The 20,958-nt window shown below is 34.2% G+C and carries 20 protein-coding genes; 13 read left to right on the top strand and 7 right to left on the bottom strand.

The genetic code is table 11. The annotated features are described in order from the left end of the window. Positions 1-47 precede the first annotated feature (47 nt). Together pheS and RTX21_RS11585 are read right to left on the bottom strand one after the other, a co-directional pair. The gene (gene pheS / locus RTX21_RS11590; RefSeq protein WP_312767838.1) at positions 48-1,058 is read right to left on the bottom strand and encodes a phenylalanine--tRNA ligase subunit alpha; all 1,011 of its coding nucleotides are present in this window, start codon (positions 1,056-1,058) and stop codon (positions 48-50) included. A 130-nt stretch (positions 1,059-1,188) separates the two neighbouring features. Continuing rightward, entirely contained in the window at positions 1,189-1,848 is a 660-nt protein-coding gene (locus tag RTX21_RS11585) for a YceI family protein (protein ID WP_312767837.1), read from the bottom strand. Between the two features lie 84 nt (positions 1,849-1,932). On the opposite strand from RTX21_RS11585, the gene RTX21_RS11580 reads away from it, so the two are divergent. Then, a complete protein-coding gene (locus RTX21_RS11580) occupies positions 1,933-2,865 on the top strand; it encodes an ABC transporter ATP-binding protein (protein WP_312767835.1) in 933 nt (310 codons plus the stop codon). A gap of 294 nt (positions 2,866-3,159) precedes the next feature. Here RTX21_RS11580 and RTX21_RS11575 read toward each other — a convergent pair whose 3' ends face one another. Continuing rightward, positions 3,160-3,492: a zinc ribbon domain-containing protein YjdM gene (locus RTX21_RS11575; protein WP_120214027.1), complete on the bottom strand. Its 333-nt coding sequence runs from the start codon at positions 3,490-3,492 to the stop codon at positions 3,160-3,162. A 225-nt stretch (positions 3,493-3,717) separates the two neighbouring features. Between RTX21_RS11575 and gcvT the strand changes: the two genes are divergently transcribed. Then, positions 3,718-4,797 carry a glycine cleavage system aminomethyltransferase GcvT gene (gene gcvT, locus RTX21_RS11570; protein WP_312767831.1) on the top strand — a complete coding sequence of 360 codons (1,080 nt, stop codon included), beginning with the start codon at positions 3,718-3,720 and terminating at the stop codon, positions 4,795-4,797. Between the two features lie 84 nt (positions 4,798-4,881). On the opposite strand, the gene RTX21_RS11565 is transcribed toward gcvT, so the two are convergent. Both RTX21_RS11565 and RTX21_RS11560 read right to left on the bottom strand, forming a co-directional pair. Beyond that, the gene (locus tag RTX21_RS11565) at positions 4,882-5,415 is read right to left on the bottom strand and encodes a glutathione peroxidase (RefSeq protein WP_312767829.1); all 534 of its coding nucleotides are present in this window, start codon (positions 5,413-5,415) and stop codon (positions 4,882-4,884) included. A 75-nt stretch (positions 5,416-5,490) separates the two neighbouring features. After that, entirely contained in the window at positions 5,491-6,285 is a 795-nt protein-coding gene (locus RTX21_RS11560; RefSeq protein WP_312767826.1) for a helix-turn-helix transcriptional regulator, read from the bottom strand. Positions 6,286-6,525: 240 nt separating this feature from the next. Here RTX21_RS11560 and RTX21_RS11555 point away from each other — a divergent pair, with 240 nt between their 5' ends. The 5 genes from RTX21_RS11555 (at position 6,526) to RTX21_RS11535 (ending at position 12,438) form a co-directional block, all read left to right on the top strand. Further along, positions 6,526-8,511, top strand: coding sequence for a hypothetical protein (locus RTX21_RS11555; protein WP_312767824.1), 1,986 nt, complete (start codon positions 6,526-6,528; stop codon positions 8,509-8,511). Positions 8,512-8,516: 5 nt separating this feature from the next. After that, entirely contained in the window at positions 8,517-9,248 is a 732-nt protein-coding gene (locus RTX21_RS11550; RefSeq protein ID WP_312767821.1) for a hypothetical protein, read from the top strand. A 215-nt stretch (positions 9,249-9,463) separates the two neighbouring features. Next, a complete protein-coding gene (locus RTX21_RS11545; RefSeq protein ID WP_312767819.1) occupies positions 9,464-10,336 on the top strand; it encodes a sugar phosphate isomerase/epimerase in 873 nt (290 codons plus the stop codon). 79 nt (positions 10,337-10,415) lie between these two features. After that, positions 10,416-10,745: a hypothetical protein gene (locus tag RTX21_RS11540; protein WP_312767817.1), complete on the top strand. Its 330-nt coding sequence runs from the start codon at positions 10,416-10,418 to the stop codon at positions 10,743-10,745. A gap of 214 nt (positions 10,746-10,959) precedes the next feature. Then, positions 10,960-12,438, top strand: coding sequence for a lipopolysaccharide biosynthesis protein (locus tag RTX21_RS11535; RefSeq protein WP_312767816.1), 1,479 nt, complete (start codon positions 10,960-10,962; stop codon positions 12,436-12,438). A gap of 3 nt (positions 12,439-12,441) precedes the next feature. On the opposite strand, the gene RTX21_RS11530 is transcribed toward RTX21_RS11535, so the two are convergent. Next, positions 12,442-13,062, bottom strand: coding sequence for a hypothetical protein (locus RTX21_RS11530; protein ID WP_312767815.1), 621 nt, complete (start codon positions 13,060-13,062; stop codon positions 12,442-12,444). Between the two features lie 114 nt (positions 13,063-13,176). Then, entirely contained in the window at positions 13,177-13,266 is a 90-nt protein-coding gene (locus tag RTX21_RS11525) for a DUF5367 family protein (RefSeq protein ID WP_312767814.1), read from the bottom strand. Positions 13,267-13,835: 569 nt separating this feature from the next. Between RTX21_RS11525 and glgB the strand changes: the two genes are divergently transcribed. The 6 genes from glgB to RTX21_RS11495 all read left to right on the top strand — a co-directional run bounded on the left by glgB (position 13,836) and on the right by RTX21_RS11495 (position 20,953). Continuing rightward, positions 13,836-15,782, top strand: a complete 1,947-nt coding sequence (gene glgB / locus RTX21_RS11520) for a 1,4-alpha-glucan branching protein GlgB (RefSeq protein WP_312767813.1) — start codon at positions 13,836-13,838, stop codon at positions 15,780-15,782. Between the two features lie 12 nt (positions 15,783-15,794). After that, positions 15,795-17,201, top strand: coding sequence for a glycogen/starch synthase (locus RTX21_RS11515; RefSeq protein WP_312767812.1), 1,407 nt, complete (start codon positions 15,795-15,797; stop codon positions 17,199-17,201). A gap of 107 nt (positions 17,202-17,308) precedes the next feature. Next, a complete protein-coding gene (locus RTX21_RS11510; protein ID WP_312767809.1) occupies positions 17,309-18,577 on the top strand; it encodes a glucose-1-phosphate adenylyltransferase in 1,269 nt (422 codons plus the stop codon). Between the two features lie 96 nt (positions 18,578-18,673). Then, a complete protein-coding gene (locus RTX21_RS11505; protein ID WP_312767807.1) occupies positions 18,674-19,441 on the top strand; it encodes a DUF3108 domain-containing protein in 768 nt (255 codons plus the stop codon). Positions 19,442-19,555: 114 nt separating this feature from the next. After that, on the top strand, positions 19,556-19,969 hold the full coding sequence (locus tag RTX21_RS11500) for an SRPBCC family protein (protein WP_312767806.1): 414 nt from the start codon (positions 19,556-19,558) through the stop codon (positions 19,967-19,969). A 132-nt stretch (positions 19,970-20,101) separates the two neighbouring features. Further along, positions 20,102-20,953 carry a VOC family protein gene (locus RTX21_RS11495; protein ID WP_312767804.1) on the top strand — a complete coding sequence of 284 codons (852 nt, stop codon included), beginning with the start codon at positions 20,102-20,104 and terminating at the stop codon, positions 20,951-20,953. Positions 20,954-20,958 lie beyond the last annotated feature (5 nt).

Below are 20,958 nucleotides of genomic sequence, written 5' to 3'. Positions count from 1 at the left end.
GCAAATTAATTTACAGGACTTGATTTTATTATGCAACGTATAGTTTATTATAATGTTTTGAATTGCTCAAGCATTCTGATATCATTTTCAAAGAACATTCTGATGTCGCTCATTTGATAAAGTAGCATTACAATTCTCTCGATTCCCATCCCAAAAGCATACCCGGAGAATTTATCAGAATCGATATTGACGTTTTTGAGAACTGCAGGATCTACCATTCCACAACCCATAATTTCCAGCCAACCTGTTCCTTTGGTAATTCTGTAATCGGTTTCAGAATTCAATCCCCAATAAACATCTACTTCCGCACTTGGCTCTGTGAAAGGGAAGTAGGAAGGTCTCATCCTGATTTTCGATTTTCCGAAAAGCTCAGTCGTAAAGAATTGAATTGTTTGTTTAAGGTCAGCAAAACTCACATTCTCATCAATATACAAACCTTCGATCTGGTGGAATATACAATGTGAACGGGAAGAAACCGCCTCGTTACGGAAAACTCTACCTGGAGACAAAATCCTCATCGGTGGCTCGTTGTTTTCCATATGTCTGATTTGCACGGAAGATGTATGCGTTCTCAACAAAACATCAGGATTCTGTTCGATGAAAAACGTATCCTGCATGTCTCTCGCCGGATGGTATTCTGGTAAGTTTAATGCAGTGAAGTTATGCCAGTCATCCTCGATCTCTGGTCCGTCTGCAACAGCAAAACCGATGGATTTGAAGATATCTATGATTTTATTTTTAACTAAATTGATTGGATGACGAGAACCTAATTCCAAAGGAAAAGCAGGTCTTGTGAGGTCTTCTTTTTCAAGGATGATTTTGCTTTCGGAAGATGTTTTTAATTCCTCAAGCTTTTCATTCACGGTATTTCTTAAGATGTTGATCTTTTGTCCAAAATCTTTCTTTTGCTCATTAGGAATTTGTTTCAACGCATCGTAGAAATCATTCATGATTCCTTTTTTTCCATTGAATTTTAAGCGGAACTGTTCTATCTCATCCTTTGTAGAAGACTGGAAGTTTTGTACTTCTAACAATAGGTCATCAATTTTCTCTAGCATTATTCTTTATAAAAAATAGATTGCAAAAATACGATTTTTAAACCAAAAATTCCATAAAAAAATCTGCCATTTCTAAAAGCAGATTTCAATTTTTAATCCTGAGTCCCAAGTTTTGTCTATTGAATCTTTATTATTTCTTTTCGATAGCTTTCACTTTCATCTGAACATTGATTTCGTTTTTGATCAGACCTTCAGCGGCAGGTATTTGAAATTTGATTCCAAATTCATCTCGATTGATGTCTCTGGGTTCCGTTGCAATGCTCAGTTCGCCATCTTTTAATTTTACATTAGCACTGAAAGTAGCTGGTTTTGTAATTCCTTTCAAAGTCAGATTTCCGTCAAGGATTGTATTGTAATCTCCTCCGGCAGGCGCCTCTGAAATTTTTGTAATTTCAAAAGAAGCCGTTGGGAATTTTTCTGTATCAAAAAAATCAGAACTTTTCAGGTGTCCGATTAGTTTTCCGTTTCCATCTTCTTCCTTCAGATCTTCGTTAGCAATAGAGTTCATGTCAATCACAAACTGACCGCTCTCTAGCTTGTTATCTTTCACTGTCACTTCGCCACTTTCGAATTTCAGAGTTCCGATATGGCTCGTATTATCCGATTTTACAACTTTAAAACCTTTCCATTCTGCTTTACTGTTAAGGGTATCTACCACATAGATTTGACCTTCATTTTTTGTTAACACCTCATTGCTTTCGCTGGTTACAGGTTTGTCTTTTCCGCAAGAAATGATAAAAACCGAAGCAGAAATCAATAAAAATGAGGCTATTAAAGTTGTCTTTTTCATTTTAAATCTTTTAAATTATAACTAATTTTGTGTTTTTGCTAAAATAATAAAATTATCACGACTTCAAACTACTAATTTTACAAAATGCTTTTAGAAGTTAAAAACCTATATTTCAATTATCAGACCGATAAATCATTATTCCAAAACTTGAATCTCAATGTAGATGAAGGTCAAATTATCGCTTTGGCGGGCGAAAGTGGCTGTGGAAAATCTACTTTGTTAAGTTTGATTTATGGTTTGATGGATTGGCAAAGTGGTGAAATTATCTTTGAAGGCCAGAAGTTATTCGGTCCAAAAGGAAATCTTGTTCCCGGAGAAGCACAAATGAAGTTTGTGGCTCAGAATTACGATTTGATGCCTTATGGAACTGTTTACGACAATGTTGGAAAATTCATTTCTAATATCAATCTCAAATCAAAGAAGGAAAAAGTCGATGAATTATTAGATGTTGTCGGATTGACAGAGTTTTCTAAAGTTATCCCAAAGAACCTTAGTGGAGGACAACAACAACGTGTCGCAATTGCAAGAGCTTTAGCGATTCTTCCAAAAATGCTTTTGTTGGACGAACCTTTTAGTAATCTCGATTTTTCTCGTAAGTTTGAATTACGAGATAAGTTGTTCAATTATGTGAGGCAGAACAATATGAGCCTTCTTATTTCGACTCATGATCTGGAAGAAGTCTTGCCTTGGGCTGATAAAATTGTGGTTTTGCAACAAGGACGATTGATTCAAAATGATTCGCCGAAAGAAACTTATGAAAATCCTTACAACGATTATGTTGCGAAGCTTTTGGGAGAAGTCAATATTTTTACGGGAGAGGAAAAAACTTATTATAATCTTTCAAAGACACATTATTTTCCACATCAGATAAAAGTTTCTGAAAATGGAGTAGAAGCGATTGTTTTGGAAAGTCTTTTTGCTGGTTCATATTACAGAAATAAACTTAAGATTAATGATAAATCGATTGTGATTTATACTCCAAATTGTATTTCAGGAACTGTCTTTTTAGAATTTTAATCCAAATATTTTCAAATTTGTTGATAAAATATTGATAACTTATACATTTTCAGTTTGTTGAATAATAAATATTTATTATTTTTGCTATAAGAAAACGTAAGGAAATTTTTGGTTAATTCTCTTTCTGCCTCAAAGGACTGAAATTAGCATTCAGCAATCAAAGTCTTTGAAAGATTACCCTGCCGAATCTTTCCTTTTTTAAATATCTAAAAAGTTTCGACTCCGCTCAGCCTGACATTTAGTATTTAAAATTGTCACACTGAGCGGAGTCGAAGTGTTTTATTTATAGAATTTTTAAGCCTTTTTCACAAATTCAGACTTCAAAGCCATAGAGCCAAAACCATCAATTTTGCAATCGATATTATGGTCAGAATCCGGACGAAGACGGATGTTTTTAACCTTAGTTCCAGCTTTTACTGGTTTTGGAGCACCTTTTACAGGTAGATCTTTAATCACAATTACAGAGTCTCCGTTTTGTAATTCTTTCCCAAGCGAATCAAAAATTTTTCCTTCAGATGAAACTTCCTTCGGATCCCACTCGTGGAAACATTGGGAACAAACTTGCAGATTATCTTGTTCGTAAGTGAACTCGGATTGGCATTTTGGACAAAGAATTGTGTCGCTCATAATTGATTAAAGTTTAATGTTCAAGGTGTAGAGTTGAACTGCAAAGATAACCAAATTGCGAATGAACTTCAACCAACATTTATCAGTTAATTTTAAAGTCTATTATCTAGCATATATATTATCTAAAATCTTCTTTATATTTGTGCGCAACTAAAATAAATCTTCCTTTTAAAAATGAGACACCTGTGGTGTTCCATCTAACCATTAAAAAAATAAAATTTATAGATGAAAAAAACCGCTTTATACGATAAACACGTTTCTTTGGGTGCGAAAATCGTTCCGTTTGCAGGATTCGAAATGCCTGTTCAATATTCAGGAGTTACAGAAGAACATTTTGCTGTCCGCGAAAAAGCGGGAATTTTCGATGTCTCACATATGGGACAGTTTTTCATCGAAGGTCCTTCTGCAAAAGACTTGTTGCAGTTTGTGACGTCTAACAATGTTGATGCTTTGGAAAACGGGAAAGCGCAATATTCTTGTCTTCCGAATGAAACTGGCGGAATTGTAGATGATTTGATTGTTTATAAAATTGAAGATGAAAAATATTTTGTAGTCGTTAATGCTTCCAATATTGATAAAGACTGGAATCACATTGCAAAATACAATGAGAAATTCGGGGCCAAAATGACGAATGCTTCCGATGAGATGTCATTGATTGCGATTCAAGGTCCAAAAGCAACCGAAATTCTTCAGAAATTGACTGAGACAGATTTGTCATCTATTCCATATTATCATTTCACAATAGGCTCTGTGGCTGGTTTTTCGGATGTGATTATTTCGAATACAGGTTATACAGGTAGTGGTGGATTCGAAATCTACTTCAAGAATGAAGACGCAGAACAGATTTGGGATGCGTTGACAGAAGCCGGAAAAGAATTCGGGATGATTCCTTGCGGATTGGCTTCCAGAGATACTTTGAGACTGGAAAAAGGTTTTTGTCTTTACGGTAATGATATCGATGATACAACGTCTCCACTTGAAGCTGGTTTGGGTTGGATTACAAAATTCGATAAAGATTTTGTGAACAAAACATTTCTGGAAAATCAAAAGGCTAAAGGTGTTTCCAGAAAATTAGTCGGTTTCGAAATGCAGGAAAAAGCCATTCCAAGACACGATTATGAAGTGGTGGATGCAGAAGGAAATATTATCGGAAAAGTTACTTCCGGAACAATGTCACCAATGAAAAAGATCGGATTAGGTTTAGCTTATGTTGATAAACCAAACTTCAAATTAGGTTCAGAAATCTTTATCAGAATCAGAAATAAAGATATTCCTGCGAAAATAGTGAAATTGCCTTTTGTTTAAATTCAGTTAATAGCTAATAGACTGATAGATAAAATAAAAGCGTTCAAATATTGAACGCTTTTATTTTTATTTGGAATTGTAAATCTATTTCAAATACTTCGTAATACTTTCGCTCATTGGATTGGTTGTGCTGACAAAACTATCAATGATTTTTCCATTTTCATCCAAAAGAATCTTGGTGAAGTTCCAAAGAATTTTCGTGTTTTTTACACCATTTTCTTTTTTGTCTGTCAGAAATTTGTAAATCGGCGCGATGTCGTCTCCTTTTACAGAAATCTTCGCCGCCATTGGAAACTGAACGCCATAATTTCTTTGGCAGAAAGTTGCAATTTCGTGATTGGCTCCAGGTTCCTGTCCTCCAAAATTATTGGCTGGAAAACCTACAACAACCAATTTGTTTTTGTACTGTTCGTAAAGTTTTTCCAAATCAGCGTATTGAGGCGTAAATCCGCATTCGGAAGCGGTGTTGACAACCAATATTTTTTTGCCTTTGAATTTAGAAAAATCAATTGTAGAACCGTCCAAAGCTTCCACTTTGAAACTATGAATCGATTTTGCCTGTGCCTTGTTTTTTGAAAATCCGAATAGTGATAACATAATAACTAGTAAATATTTCATAAAGATAATTTAAATTCAAATTTAAAACAAGTTTGGGAATTTATGGTTAATTATCAGTTATGAATTATGATAATCTCAAATGAGTCCCCACTCCAGAGATTTTTTTATCAATTCTGATATTTTTGTACAATCTGTTTTCTGAAAAATATTTCTGCGATGTGTTGTGATTGTGTGATAAGAAAGGTCCAGCATGCTGGAAATTTGCTTGGCAGAGTTGCCCAAAGCTAGTAATGACAGTATTTCTATTTCTCTTTTTGTAAGTGCATTTTGGGGTAGTTGCTTATCAGTTTGTTTTTTATAGTGGATTTGATGAAAATCACTTCGGTTTCCAATTCCTACAACGAGAACAATATAAGAATTGGCTTGAGTGATGTGCTGAATATTAGTATGGATGTTAACGGCCTGCAATAATCTTCCGTCTTCGCTTTTGGCTATATGTAGAGATTGATGATGAAACATTTCGTAGTTTCCTTTGTGGGTTCTCATACGAAAACAATAACTGCATTTTAAATTCTGTTGATGTTCCCAGCCGATTTCCTGCATTTTTTCTATTGTTATTTTCTCTGCTTCCATCACAAAATCGAGGTCATCGGGATGAATTAAATCAATAATTTCTTTAAGATATTTTGGAAATCTATTTAATCCATGGATTTTAAGCATATTAATATGAGGACTTATAATGGTGCTGTCAGGAATATTGATAGCATAATAATAAAAGTCTCCCATAGCAAACATTTCACCTATAATTTGTTCAATTGGTGGTGGAGAAGAAATACTTTTAGCGGTATTACTTAAAGATTGAGGATAGGCGTTCCAAACTTTCAATAATGGATGTCTTTTCTTGGAGCTGATTTGATAATTTTCATTCATATGATTAGTTTTTTATAAAATTAATAAATATTCTTATTTAAAATACCTTTTTTGAGGTATTTACTTGTATCTGATGTAAAATTTATATTTGCTTAAAAACTAATAACCATGAAAAATTTCTCTAATTCAGGATTTGTTATCAATTTGTTGAAAATCAGTGCTTAAAAGGCATTCAAATTATTTGATAATAAACTTAGTTTGAGATTTTAAGATTATAACAATAACCTAAAAATAAAAACTATGAGAACAAAATTATTAATCATTATTGTGGCTATTGTATTGATTGGATGCAAGTCTAAACAAAATGTAGAGTCTAATGTTAATAGACGTGTAAATTTTAATAGAACCAATACTTATGAAGTTGAATATGATTTCCAAACCGGGGAGTTTAAGAAAAACAATAACCAACTGAAAGTAGATAATCCTGTTGTTTTTAAGATAGACAATATTAACAACTTGGCATATGATGCCAAAATACGATGTAAGGATTCTACTTTGGCCGCAAGTTTTACAACAGAATTGTCGGCCTTGCTTGCTGAGGCTAAAAGTATTTCTACAGATACGCAGAAAAATAATCATACGGCAACTTCAAAAATTGCAAATGGCAATAGTACTATTACAAGTGAAGATGTTTCTGATAAGGTAGAAGTAATGGCCAAAGAAAAAAAAGAAAATGTTAATCAAGCAAAAACAAAAGTCATTAATGAGGTTAACAATATTTCAAAATTAGAAGTATTATTGAAACAAAAAACAGTGATAGAAGATTCTTTGAAAGGTCGAACGCAAAAATTGACTTTATTGAAGGAAAATAAGAAAAAAGATAGTATAGATATTATAAAGATTAATGGAGAGATAAAAGAAATTGATGGTAAAATTCAAACAATCAATACTCAGATTAATATAGCAACCGAGGAAGAAAAAGTCAAACTTAACCAAGAAATAACTAAACTAAAAACAGACAGACAAGAGAAAATTACTCAGAATGAAACACTAAAGAAAGACAGTACATCGATTGTCGCAAAAATAGCGGGTATTGGCATTCAAAAACTAGAAAGTCAATTAAAAAACAAAACAGATAGCTTAGCTATTTTTAATACGATAAAAGATTTATCACTTAAAAAATTTGCAGCCGATAGCGAAAAATTCATCAATACTTACGGATTGGTGGAAAGTACTTATAAAAAATCTTTGAAAATTGTATCTTCTTACAAGGAGACAATAAGCATTTCACAAAATCCGAGACTGACTTCCAAAATGTACAATTCATTGTATAAAGAAAAACTACAAGGAATAAGTTCGGAAATCTACTTGATACAATCTGATATTGTAGAATTTGAGAGCAAATATAATGACCTTCAAAAACTTTATAATTATGCAAAATATAATCCTGGTTTGGATGATGTTCTCAATGATGGAGGCAAAACCAAGTTGTACGCTTATGTTGATGGCTTGAAATCACTCGCAGATAAGATGAATGAAAATTTCAAAGCGGATAATCTGGATAAAATGATCACTTATGTGAAACAAGTAATTCTGCTGTTGGAGAAGGAAGAAACTTATACTGTGATTTCAAATCCAGTACAGCCAATGAATGATATTGTTATTTTTGATATTGACATAAAAAAAAGAAGCAACAACAGCGTAGAAGAATTGTATCAGGAACGAAAATTCAAACACAGAGAATTTACTTATGGAGGAACTCGTTTTGATTTAGGAATCGGATTATCCGGAGCTTGGTTCCCGAATGTGAAAAATTATGAATTCTCGCCGGTTGATGTTGATATAAAGAATTCAGAAGGTGCTGTTGTTGGAACAGAAAAACGAACTCATATTTATCAAAAATCCAAACAAACTTATTCTCCGTCTATAATAGGCATGTTTACGGCTAGTTATAGAAGCACACATTATATAACATTTGGAGCGAGCGTAGGAATGGGAGTTGACCTTAAAGATGATAAGGTACAACTTAATAGTTTTTATGTCGGACCAAGTGTTATTGTTGGTAAATATGAAAGATTTGTAATTACAGCAGGAATTGTAATGAAAGAAGTAGATATTTTGAAAAAAGGTTATGAAATAAATGGGAATTATCCGATTAGTCAAAATAATGGAGATGATTTTAAAGCAAAAGAATATAGAGCAGGAGGATTTTTATCTTTGACATTCAATCTTACAAAAGGAGTGAGAGACAATATGAAGGTCATTCGCAACAATTATATCCCATAATAAAAATGAAAAAACTTCTTGTCCTTTTCACAATATTCTTTTGTTGTATAACTGCGAACGCACAAAACCAAAAGACCTTTTCTCCTGCAAAAGATAATATCGTTTATTTTGTGAGTAATGAAGAAGACGTTTTTGTTTCTGAAAAAATTGTAGAAGATTCAGTAATCGCAAACGAACAAAATGCGAGAATATCTTCAGATTCTATACAAAATAATGAATTGCCAATTATAGAAGATTGCCCGAAATTATCAAGACGTTCGGTTTTGTGTGATTCCATTCAATCTCGAAGAGACGATACAGACCCAAACAGTGATTACGATTATAAATTTGAACGGGATATGGATTCCATCGTTTGTGCGAACCCAACCAAAGAATCAAGAGAGGAAATCAACAAAAAAATCCACGATGTTTTTGTTCGTTATGGTGATGAATTGTATTGCGACAGTCTCTCTTTTAGTGTTTCTAAAGGAAATTTTCTGAAAGCAGCAGTTTATAATTCTTGCGGTGCATTTTTAAGGAAAGCAGTAATTGATTGGAGAGTTCCGTTAAACAGAATTGACCAAGGAGACGGCAGGACTCCACTAGATTACATTAAAAATGAAATGGAAAAAAACAAAGGTTCAGCGACAGAATCAGTTCTTAAAGGTTACTATCAACTTTTAAGAAAATATGGCGCAAAGCACAAAAGCGAACTTTCCCCGGAAGAACTCAAACGCAACAACGGCTGTAGAAGATGAATATTAGCATTGGCGAGTTACGTTTGTATACTTTAAAATACTTTCGATATAGTAAAAAATTAAAAAATGAAAATCTTTGTGCACTTTGTGTTCACAATATTTAACCAGACTCACTATTCCTAATTTTTCTCTCAAAGTCTGCCATTTCCCGGCAGGTTTTTTCGTTACGGCAATTCAAAAAAATATAGATACCTTTAAACCATCGAAAATCAATAATGAATAGAAAAGATTTTATAAGCTTATCCGGTTTGGGATTTTTGGGTTTATATGCTTGCGGAGCTTCAAATCTTATGAATAATAAAAAACCTTTGGCCATTCAACTTTACACTATTCGGGATGTTATTGCGAAGAATTTGGAAAAATCCTTGGAAATCCTGGCTAAATTAGGTTTCATGCAATTGGAAATATACGGCTATGACGGGAAATTCTTCGGAAAATCCAGAACAGAATTCCTATCGATTCTGAAAAATGTTGGTTTAGAAGTTATTAGTTCACATCACACAACCGGAATTGTTCATAATAGCAAAGGAACACTTTTGAATAATTGGGAGCAATCGGTTGAAGACTTGCATTTTATTGGTGCAAAATATATGGTTTGCTCTTATCTTTTCGAGGAAGAAAGGACTTTAGAACATTATAAAAAACTTCCGGAATTGCTCAATCAATCTGGCGAAGTAACAAACAGAGCAGGAATTGATTTTGCTTATCACAACCACGATTTTGAATTTGAGAAATTCGAAGATAAAACAGTTTATGATTTTATTTTAGATAATACAGATTCTAATTTGGTCAAAATGGAACTCGACCTTTATTGGATTGCAAAAGCTGGTTTCAATCCTTTAGATTATTTCGAAAAATACCCAAAAAGATTTCCGCTGTGGCATGTAAAAGATATGAAAGCAGGAAGTAAAGATTTTGCTGAGATTGGTAACGGAACAATTGACTTTAAAACAATCTTCGAAGCCAAAGATAAAGCTGGTTTGAAATATTGGTTCTTAGAACAAGATTCCAGCGATAAAGATATTTTTGAAAGTATTAAAATCAGTAAAAATTATATTGACAAGAATCGATTTTTCCAACAACGATAAGATTATATTTTAACAAAATTTTATGATTTGTAAAATAAATGCCTTTTCTTTGCCGTTCTTTTCTTTATGGCAAAAATCGATGAGTGTTTACAGTAAGCTGGCAGAGAATCTCCAGTACATTTCGCCGACTTATTACAAAAGCAGATTTTTCAAAAAACTGAAAGATTTGACTGTTCAAAATATTTTGCAAAGAAAAGTAGAACCCGAGTTTCTTTCGATTAAAGAAGTTTTGACCAAAGATTCAGTTTTTATGGATGTAGGAGCTAATTTTGCGGGGTGCAAGAAAAACAATCGAAAAATTCAAACCAATTCTAATGGTCGAGATAGAACAGCGTCATCATCAAGAGAATCTCTGGACTTTGATTTCCGAGATTGCAGATTGTGGCTATTCCGTCAATTATTTGGATAGGAAAACTTTGCAACCAAGGATTCTCACGCAAGAATTCTTGAATCAACAGAATCCGGATAATGTGAAGAATTATAAAGATTATATCAATGATATTATATTTTTGCCGAGAAGCTGAGATTATGGAAATTTAATTCTAAAAAGACTTCGAGGGCCTTAGTCTGACAAAGGAAAACTAAAAACTATTAACCAACAACCATTAACCAACAATCAATCTATGAGCGTCGTAGCAAGACAAGGTGTAAAATATTCGATAATTGGCTATCTCGGCTTTTTGCTTGGGACTTTTTCGGCTATTTTTATTTTTCCTTACGATATGGAGTTTTACGGAAAACTCCGCTACATCTTGCCAACTGCTGAGATAATAGTTCCAATCATTGTTTTTGGATTGAGTTTTTCCAACGTCAAATTCTTTGCGAAAGTGAATGCAGATGGAAAACATCACAATATGTTGAGCTTGTCTTTGTTGGCAGTTGTTATTAATTTTTTAATTGTTGTAGGTGGATTTTTTCTCATCGCTTATTTGTTTCCGGATTTCAAAAAATTAGAAGTTTGGAAAATGAAAAATTTAATTTTGCCGTTGGCTTTGGTTTTGGCCTTATCATCTGTTTTCAATAAGTTTTTGACCAATTATAAAAGAGTAGTAGTTCCTAATATATTCGAGAATTTTGTTCCGAAGTTGGCCAATCTTGGCGCATTTTGTCTGTTCTTTTTTATGGGATTTGCAGAGAAATCTGCTTATGGATTTTTCTTTATGATGTTCGTCATTTCGTTGTTTGGTTACGGACTTTACACGAATAGATTGGAAAAGGTCAAATTCGATTTTGATTTAGGCTATTTCAAAAAAGACAATCTTTATCGTGAGATTTTAACGTACAGTTTGTTCGGATTTTTGGGGAATATCGGAAATTATATTGCAATCAAAATCGACAGTTATATGATTGGCGAATTCATCAGTTTTCAGGAAAACGGGATTTATAATAATATTTACTCCATTATTTCGCTAATTGTCGTTCCACAAATGGGATTGTTCAATCTTTCAGCACCGATTATTAATAAGGTTTTGGTGAACGGAGATTACAACGAGTTGGACAGATTCCACAAGAAAACTTCGCTCAGTTTGTTTTTTCTCGGCTTGGTCCTATTTTGTTGCATTGTGGTTGGATTCCCTTATTTAGCGGATTTTATGAAGAATGGAGAAGATTTGCGTTCCTCTGAGCCGATTGTTTGGGTGTTGGGATTTGCGATGTTGTTCGATTTGGCAACAGGTTTTAACGGACATATTATTTCGTTGTCGAGATATTATAAATTCAATATTGTGGTGATGCTGATTTTGGCAGTTTTGACCATCACAACCAATATGCTTTTCCTGAAACATACAGACTTGGGAATATTAGGAATTGCGATTGCCTATGCGATTTCTCTGTCGTTATTTAATATTATCAAAATCGTTTTCAATTATATTAAATTCAAAGTTTTTCCTTTGGGAATCGAGATGATCTATGCAATGATTTTAGGTTGTATTTCTATCAACGTCGCCATTTTTCTTCCAGATTTCAAACTGAATATCCTCAATCTTTTCTATAAGCCTGCAGTGGTTTTGGTGTTGCTTTTCATTGGGAATTATTTCTTGAAAATTTATCCGTTAGACAAATATCTTAACAAAGGTTTTATAAAGAGTTTGTTCAAATTCTAGAAATTAATCATATCTCGGAGAAATCAGTATCTCTTGCTTTTTACCAGTTTTATTAGAAACTCTGGTCTCTTTTAAACAAGTTCCTTTCTCGTCTTTTTCTATACAATTGATTGATAATTCATCAATGATTTTGTGATCTTTTCCAGTAATCACAATCTTGGAAAGCTCGTTATTAGAATAATGAAATTGACTCGTGTTGAAATTCTCAAAGTTATCTACAATTTTATCGATACTACCATTTTTGTTATAATGATAGATACTTTCGTTCTGTTTATATTGCTTCTTGGTGTAACAGCTGATTCGCTCTCGCTGATTAGGTTTCCAGCGGGTCTTGCAGTAATAAGGATCTTTGTCGGGATATCTTTCTACTGTAAACCATAATTTCTTTTCCGTTTCCTGCAAAAGATTTCCATTGGAATCGAATGTTTTCGAGTATTTGATACGACCATTCTTAGTAAAGGTCATTTCCTTTTTATGTAGAAGCTTTTTATGATTTTTTGAAGTATCATGAACTTCTTCTGTAGCAGATTTTATATCTTCGGGAAGAAGATTGGCTTTCGTGTACTTTTTTGTAGCACAAGATGTTAATCCTAAAAATAGAAGTGAAAAATACAAAACTTTCATAAGCATGATTTGGAAATGTGGAGCAAAATTCTTTCCAAAACATATCTCAAGATTTCTCTATAATTAGATTTTAGCGTAAATCTTCAATTTATTTACTAAACTTTTTTACCTTTTTTAATGATCCAAAATCAGAACAATCGAGTATGCCCACATTAACCAAGAACTAAATGTAATAACATCATTAGGAGGTAGATTGGGGAACATCAACGAAAAAACTGAATACAGAATGTATCTGCAATCATTCCAGGCAAGACCATAATTACTGTAGAATGGGTTGCTTCCTCAATTTGTATTTAATAAGCCCTAAAATGGGAATTAAGATCAAGTATAATGCTGCTAAAACAAAAACATTCTTTGTAATAAAGAAATATTGTCCAAAAAGTCTAAATGCTATTGTTGCTATTCACCAAATGGAAAAACTTATTATGAAACTTGCTGCTTTGTAATTCATCATAATTATCTGATTTAAGTTTATTTTAGAAGAATACTTTTTGTACTCCCAAATTTACGTATTGGAATACGGTTAAGTTCAATATTCTCTATATTTTGAGGAAAGAAATTTTCAATGTAATGAAGTGAAAATGTCTTTTCAATTTCATAGACTGCTTGTGTATGGAATTTTAATACTAATTAACAAAATGTTATTTGTTGCGTAACGATTAATTTCGTTATCTTGGTAAGGTACTAATCAACTATGATGAGGTTGAAAAGATTTAAGAAATAAGTTTTTAAAACATTTATAATTTATCATCTGTAATTTATAATTCAAACCTATGTCGGTTCAGCCCTATTCTTTATTTTCCGATTTTGATATTTACCTTTTCCGTTCGGGAAAACACACAAGGCTTTACGAAAAGTTCGGCTCGCACAAAATCGAGGTAGATGGTGTTTTCGGTGTTTATTTTGCTGTTTGGGCACCTACGGCAACGGAAGTTTCCGTAATGGGAAATTTTAATCAATGGAACTCTTTTTCGCATAAGCTGGCGGGACGCTGGGACCAATCCGGGATTTGGGAAGGCTTTATTCCGGACTTAGATTTTGGAGAAGTTTACAAATACGGAATCAGAACAACTGAGGGGATTTTGTTGGAAAAAGCTGACCCGTACGGACTTTGTTTTGAAAATGCATTGCAGGCAGGTTCTGCAGTTTGTACTACTTGGTACGAGTGGCAGGACAAAGATTGGATGGAAAAGCGTTGGCGATACAACAGCCTCGAATCTCCGATTTCCGTTTACGAAATTCATCTCGGTTCGTGGATGCGTGACCCTGGAAATCCTGAACGTTTTCTTAGTTATGGTGAAATAGCTGATAAATTAGTTCCATATCTCAAAGCAATGAATTTTACGCACGTAGAATTTATGCCCATTATGGAATATCCTTACGACCCGAGTTGGGGTTATCAGATTACGGGATTTTATGCGGCGACTTCAAGATTCGGAGGGCCGCAGGAATTGATGTACTTGATTTCTGAACTTCATAAAAATAATATCGGTGTTTTCTTAGATTGGGTTCCATCTCATTTTCCGGGAGATGCCAATGGATTACATCGTTTTGATGGTTCGTTTTTGTATGAACACGAAGACCCGAGAAAAGGTTTCCATCCAGACTGGAAATCTTATATTTTCAATTACGGAAGGCCGGAAGTTAAATCATTTCTAATTTCAAATGCAATTTTTTGGCTTGATCGTTATCACGCTGATGGATTGCGGGTAGATGCAGTGACATCAATGCTTCACCTAGATTACTCCAGAAACGACGGTGAATGGGAACCTAATATCTACGGTGGCAACGTCAACTTGGAAGCGAAACAATTTTTACAGGATTTCAATACAGCAGTTTATAAAGAATTTCCAGATGTTCAGACCATTGCAGAAGAAAGTTCTGATTTTCCAAAATTAACCAAACCTGTCCATGATGACGGAATTGGTTTTGGAATGAAATGGATGATGGGCTGGATGCACGATACATTGGATTATTTCAAGGAAGACCCGATCAATAGAAAATATCATCACAACAAAATCACGTTTACGAGCACCTATATGTATAATGAAAATTATATGATGCCGTTGTCTCACGATGAGGTTGTGCACGGAAAAAGCAGTCTGATTTACAAAATGCCTGGTGACGAATGGCAGAAGTTTGCTAATCTCCGCGCAATGTATGTTTATATGTTCACAAATCCGGGAGCGAAATTGCTTTTTATGGGTGATGAATTTGCCCAAACCCACGAATGGAATTTCACAAGCTCTCTCGACTGGCACTTGCTTCAGTATCCTGTTCATGAGAATCTTCAGGAATTTGTTCGGGATTTAAATTTCTTATACAAAACGCATCCTGCTCTATATGAATTGCAGTTTTCCCCTTATGGTTACGAATGGGTTGATGGCGACGACAGAGATAACTCGATTTTTGTTTATCTGAGGAAAAGTAAAAACGAGAAAGAAGTTCTGATGACCATTCTGAATCTGACACCCAACAGTTTCGATTACAGAATTGGTGTTGATGAAAATACAGATTGGAAAATCATTTTAAATTCTGATGAAGAAAAATACAGTGGAAGCGGAGTAGAAGCTGTTATTTCTCAAAGATTAGATGATGGTTGGAATAATAGAAAAAACTCAATAATAATAAAATTACCACCGTTATCAGGCGTAGTATTGAAACAGAGTAAATTAATAAAGAAATCCAGGACTGCAGATTTCTTGAAACAAAAAAAATAAACTAAGAAATATATGAAAATATTTCACCTTTCTATGGAATGTTATCCTGTCGCAAAAGTCGGTGGACTGGCGGATGTGGTAGGAGCTTTGCCTAAATATCAAAATAAAATGGGTCTGGATGCCAGCGTGATAATGCCTTGGTATAACAAACCGTTTTTCTACAACCACGATTTTGAGATTGTGTTTGATGGTTTCATACATCAGTCGTTCCATATGTATCAGGTTCAGGTTTTCAAGGAAAAAAGTAATGTTTTGGGATTCGACCTTTATTTGGTCAAGATTCCGGGATTGTTGGATAGAGAAAATGTGTATGGTTATTGGGACGAGAGTCAGCAATTTATTGCTTTTCAGCACGGTGTTTTACATTGGCTGAGTGCGATGAAGATTCGTCCCGATATTTTGCATTGCCACGATTATCATACAGGATTGGTTCCTTTTATGATTGAGCATTGTTACGAATTTAATTTTCTGAAAGGTGTCAAAACGATTGGGACAATTCATAATGGCGAGTATCAGGGAAGTATGGATTGGCAAATGTCCAGTTTTTTGCCACATTTTGAAGGACAAAGATCAGGCCTTTTAGATTGGAGCGGAAGAATTAATCCAATGGCAGCGATGATAAAAAGTACTAATGCTTTCAATGCAGTTTCTGGCGGTTATTTGGAAGAATTATTTTATAGTTTTCAGGGCCTTGAGCCATTGATCAATCAGGAAAGAAGAAAAGCTTTCGGAATCATTAATGGAATCGATACCGAAGTTTGGGACCCTCAGACCGACGATATGCTGAAGTTCAATTATAACAAAGATTATGCAGAAGAGGGTAAATGGGAAAATAAAAAAGTGATTTGTGCCGAATATGGACTTAATCCAAATCTTCCGCTTTTCGGGTTCATAGGACGTTTTGCTGGCGAAAAAGGCGCAGATCTTTTACCGGACATTGTTGAGAAAAGTATTCAGGAAACCAATGGTTCTTTGAATTTGGTAATCCTAGGTTCGGGAAACCAGAATATCGAAAATAGATTGAAAGAGCTACAGTATAAATTCAATGTGAATTTTGCACTGGATTTGGGTTATAAAGAATATTTGTCACATCAGATTTATGCTTCGGCAGATTTCTTGTTGATGCCAAGCCGAGTGGAACCTTGTGGACTGAATCAAATGTATTCTATGCGATATGGAACTGTTCCAATCGTAAGATATACAGGTGGATTGCGAGATACAGTTCAGGATATTTCGACTGGAGGAAGCGGACTTAATTTTACCAATGCTGGAGCAGATGATGCGGTGTTTGCAATTAAAAGGGCGTTGCATATTTACAGTCAGAAAGATTTGATGAAAGGATTGATCTATAGTAATATGTCATTTGATTTCTCTTGGGAAAAATCGGCTAAGAACTATTTGGAAATGTATAATTATTGATTCAGATTTTAAATAAGTAAATATTTTCGTTAACATTGGCTTAATATTTGGCGGGATTTCTTAGCTTTATAATAAATAACAGAAATAATATATAACCAGCACATTTTATGAAAGAAAGCGTAATCTCCATAGTTTTGGGAGGCGGAAGAGGAACGAGATTGTTTCCATTGACTTATACAAGGTCCAAACCAGCAGTTCCTATTGCAGGAAAATACCGTTTGGTAGATATCCCGATTTCGAATTGTCTTAACTCGGGACTTAACAGGATTTTGGTTCTGACTCAGTACAATTCGGCTTCACTGAATTCGCATATCAAGAATTCTTATCATTTTGATATTTTCAGCAAAGGTTTTGTGGATATTTTGGCAGCGGAACAAAATGTTGAGAACGAGAATTGGTATCAGGGAACGGCAGATGCTGTTCGCCAAACGATGAAGCATTTGGAAAAATATGAATACGAATACATCCTGATTCTTTCCGGAGACCAGCTTTATCAGATGGATTTTCAGAAGATGATCAATTTTCATAAAGAACAAGGCGGAGATATTACTATCGCTACTATTCCTGTTAATGCGAAAGATGCGACAGGTTTTGGAATTATGAAATCTGATGAAGAAGGTAATATCACAGCTTTTACAGAGAAACCAAGTTTGGACGTTTTGGCGGATTGGAAATCTGAAACCAGTGAAGAAAGTAAAGCTCAAGGCAAAGAGTATCTAGCATCAATGGGAATCTATGTTTTTACTAAAAATGTATTAAGAAAATTATTTTCAGAACACGAAGGTGACGATTTTGGTAAAGATTTTATTCCGGCTTCTATCGGAAATTTGAATGTTCTAAGTTATCAATATGATGGTTATTGGACAGATATCGGAACAATTGAGTCTTTTTATGAAGCTAATTTGGATTTAGCTCAGGATTTGCCTCAGTTCAATTTATTTAGTTCCAATCCCATTTACACGAGAGCGAGAATGCTTCCACCTTCAAAGGTCAATGGTTCCTATGTCAGTAAAACCATTTTCGGAGACGGTTGTATCATTTTGGCAGATAAAATAGAGAATTGCATCATCGGAAACAGAACTAGAGTGGACAGAGGAACAACCATTGTAAATTCATACGTTATGGGAGCCGATTATTATCAAACTGCTCAGGAAGTTGCTCAAAATGAGTTGGAAGGAAAAACAAGTATGGGAATAGGAAAGTATTGTTATATCGATAAAGCAATTCTTGACAAAAACTGTTATATCGGCAACAACGTAAGGATCATTGGAGGGAAACATCATCCGGACGGCGATTACGACACACATTCCATCAAAGACGGAATTGTGGTGGTGAAGAAAAATGCGGTCATCCCAGATGGAACTAATATTATGTAATTTCAATACATACTTTACAAGCCCTTCGGAGACGGAGGGTTTTATTTTTTAAATTTGGCAAATAATTTGTCTTAGATTATTTATAAACAACAATTAATGAAGAATATTCTTTTTGTTATCAGTATTTTCTTTTTTGCAACGGCTTCTGCTCAGTTTGATAACGTCAATGCTGGCGAGGTTTTGAGCTATAGGATCCACTATGGTTTTATTACGGCTGGTAATGCAACTTTATCAACTACGAAGACTTCCTATAAAGGTCAGCCCGCTTTCTATGTTAGAGGTGTCGGGAGAACAAGTGGTGCAGCTAAAGCCTTCTTCAAGGTAGAAGATGTTTACGAAAGTTATATTAATGAGAATAAAGAACCTCTTTTCTATGTAAGAAATGTTTCTGAAGGAAGTTATACCCAACATTTGCAAAGTACTTTCAACCCTGCGAATAATACATTGGTTTTAGTTGATAAAAAACATACAGACAGACCAGCAAAAACAATAAAGGTTCCGAATGATATTCAGGATATGTTGTCTTGTTTTTATTATTTGAGAAGTCAATCTTCTGAAAATTTGAAAGTAGGAAGTGTACTTAAAATGAGTGTCTGGATTGATGACGAGTTGTTTCCTTTTCAGATAAGAGTTGTAGGAACGGAGAATCTCTCGACCAAATTTGGTAAGATCAATTGTCTTAAAATTATTCCCTCCGTGATTAGTGGAAGAGTTTTTAAAGAAAAAGAAGGTGTTACAATGTGGGTCTCCAATGACCAGAATAGGGTTCCTGTTCTCATAAAAGCGGAACTTGCGGTTGGATCGCTCAAAGCAAGTATTGATGGTTACACCAATGTGAAATATCCATTGAACTTTAAAAAATAAATCTGCTGAAAATCACTCTTTTATGAGTGATTTTTTTGTTTAATGAGCAAATATTGTCTTAAGGCAAGTTAACCATTTGAAAATAAAATTAACTTTGAAATAAAAGAAATTCAAATGAGTAAATTAACAGTAACTGCAGAAATCAATAAACCAATCAATGAGGTTTGGAACATATTCAATAATCCGGAACATATTGTAAAATGGAATTTTGCCCATGAAAGTTGGGAATGTCCTTCAGCAAAAAATGATTTGACTGTTGGAGGTAAACTGGAAGTAAGAATGCAGGCCAAAGACGGAAGCTTCGGTTTCGATTTTGTTGGGATTTATGATGAGGTTAAAGAAAATCAATTGATTCAATATCATATGGAAGATGGAAGGGAGGTTGAAATAATTTTCGAAAAATTATCAGATGATAAAACAAAAGTCACAGAAAAATTCGACCCGGAAAATCAAAATCCGCTAGAATTCCAAAAAGATGGCTGGCAGGCTATTTTAGATAATTTTAAAGCATATGCAGAAAGCATTTAAATTTTAAAGTTTTCGTCAAGGCTTTTTTAGTCTTAAAAATAAAGAAAAACTATCGTGACTTTTGTGGTTTATACCCTTAAAAAGTTTCAATATTTATCTAATTTCTAAACTCTAACTTCTAACATCTAAAAAATGAACAACAACATATTTCCCTGTTTTTGGTTCAACCAAAACGGAGCAGAAGCCGCAGAATTTTATACTTCTGTTTTCAGAAATTCTCAGATTACGGTCAATACGCCGATGGTCATCAATATAGAAATCGAAAGTCAGAAAATAATGTTCCTGAATGCCGGTCCAATGTTCAAACCTAACCTTACTTTATCCTTGATGGTAATGTGCGATTCTGCTGAAGAAGTGGAAAGTTATTATCACAGACTTGCTGAAAAAGGAAAAGTGATGATGGAATTGGATTCTTATCCCTGGAGCGAAAAATATGCTTGGGTAGAAGACCAATATGGTATTTCCTGGCAGTTATATTTCGCAGCAGAGAAAGCAAAGCAAAAGATTTCTCCAGTAATGATGTTTACAGGTAAAAATGCTGGAAAATGTAAAGAAGCTCTGAATTATTACACAACCATTTTTCCAGATTCTGAAATAGAAGGCATTATGGAATATGAAGAGGGACAAGGAGATGTGGTTGGAAATGTCGCGCATTCTCAGTTTATCATCAATGATTATGTGATGATGGCGATGGACAGTTCACACGACCATAAAGCTCAATTTACTGAAGGAACTTCTATAACGATAATGACCAAAGACCAAGACGAAACCGATTATTATTGGAATGAATTCACGAAAGAAGGTGAGGAAAGTATGTGTGGCTGGTTGAAAGACAAATATGGATTCAGTTGGCAGATTGTTCCTCATAGATTGATTGAATTGACTAACACGCACGAAGTTGAAAAAGCGCAAAAAGCTTTTGGTGCAATGATGAAAATGAAGAAAATCATCATCAAAGATATCGAAGACGCTTATTACAATTAAAATCA

Source organism: Epilithonimonas sp. (assembly GCF_032054305.1).
Lineage (GTDB): Bacteria > Bacteroidota > Bacteroidia > Flavobacteriales > Weeksellaceae > Epilithonimonas.
This window is presented reverse-complemented; position numbering and strand designations above follow the sequence as displayed.

Bases quoted from the DNA above. Each gene is read 5' to 3' on its own strand.
- RTX21_RS11580 (WP_312767835.1), top strand. From the start codon at position 1,933: ATGCTTTTAGAAGTTAAAAACCTATATTTCAATTATCAGACCGATAAA.
- RTX21_RS11535 (WP_312767816.1), top strand. From the start codon at position 10,960: ATGAGCGTCGTAGCAAGACAAGGTGTAAAATATTCGATAATTGGCTAT.
- RTX21_RS11540 (WP_312767817.1), top strand. From the start codon at position 10,416: ATGAGTGTTTACAGTAAGCTGGCAGAGAATCTCCAGTACATTTCGCCG.
- RTX21_RS11495 (WP_312767804.1), top strand. From the start codon at position 20,102: ATGAACAACAACATATTTCCCTGTTTTTGGTTCAACCAAAACGGAGCA.
- RTX21_RS11505 (WP_312767807.1), top strand. From the start codon at position 18,674: ATGAAGAATATTCTTTTTGTTATCAGTATTTTCTTTTTTGCAACGGCT.
- RTX21_RS11525 (WP_312767814.1), bottom strand. From the start codon at position 13,266: ATGTTCCCCAATCTACCTCCTAATGATGTTATTACATTTAGTTCTTGG.
- RTX21_RS11515 (WP_312767812.1), top strand. From the start codon at position 15,795: ATGAAAATATTTCACCTTTCTATGGAATGTTATCCTGTCGCAAAAGTC.
- RTX21_RS11560 (WP_312767826.1), bottom strand. From the start codon at position 6,285: ATGAATGAAAATTATCAAATCAGCTCCAAGAAAAGACATCCATTATTG.
- RTX21_RS11530 (WP_312767815.1), bottom strand. From the start codon at position 13,062: ATGAAAGTTTTGTATTTTTCACTTCTATTTTTAGGATTAACATCTTGT.
- glgB (WP_312767813.1), top strand. From the start codon at position 13,836: ATGTCGGTTCAGCCCTATTCTTTATTTTCCGATTTTGATATTTACCTT.
- RTX21_RS11565 (WP_312767829.1), bottom strand. From the start codon at position 5,415: ATGAAATATTTACTAGTTATTATGTTATCACTATTCGGATTTTCAAAA.
- RTX21_RS11585 (WP_312767837.1), bottom strand. From the start codon at position 1,848: ATGAAAAAGACAACTTTAATAGCCTCATTTTTATTGATTTCTGCTTCG.
- RTX21_RS11575 (WP_120214027.1), bottom strand. From the start codon at position 3,492: ATGAGCGACACAATTCTTTGTCCAAAATGCCAATCCGAGTTCACTTAC.
- gcvT (WP_312767831.1), top strand. From the start codon at position 3,718: ATGAAAAAAACCGCTTTATACGATAAACACGTTTCTTTGGGTGCGAAA.
- RTX21_RS11510 (WP_312767809.1), top strand. From the start codon at position 17,309: ATGAAAGAAAGCGTAATCTCCATAGTTTTGGGAGGCGGAAGAGGAACG.
- RTX21_RS11550 (WP_312767821.1), top strand. From the start codon at position 8,517: ATGAAAAAACTTCTTGTCCTTTTCACAATATTCTTTTGTTGTATAACT.
- pheS (WP_312767838.1), bottom strand. From the start codon at position 1,058: ATGCTAGAGAAAATTGATGACCTATTGTTAGAAGTACAAAACTTCCAG.
- RTX21_RS11500 (WP_312767806.1), top strand. From the start codon at position 19,556: ATGAGTAAATTAACAGTAACTGCAGAAATCAATAAACCAATCAATGAG.
- RTX21_RS11555 (WP_312767824.1), top strand. From the start codon at position 6,526: ATGAGAACAAAATTATTAATCATTATTGTGGCTATTGTATTGATTGGA.
- RTX21_RS11545 (WP_312767819.1), top strand. From the start codon at position 9,464: ATGAATAGAAAAGATTTTATAAGCTTATCCGGTTTGGGATTTTTGGGT.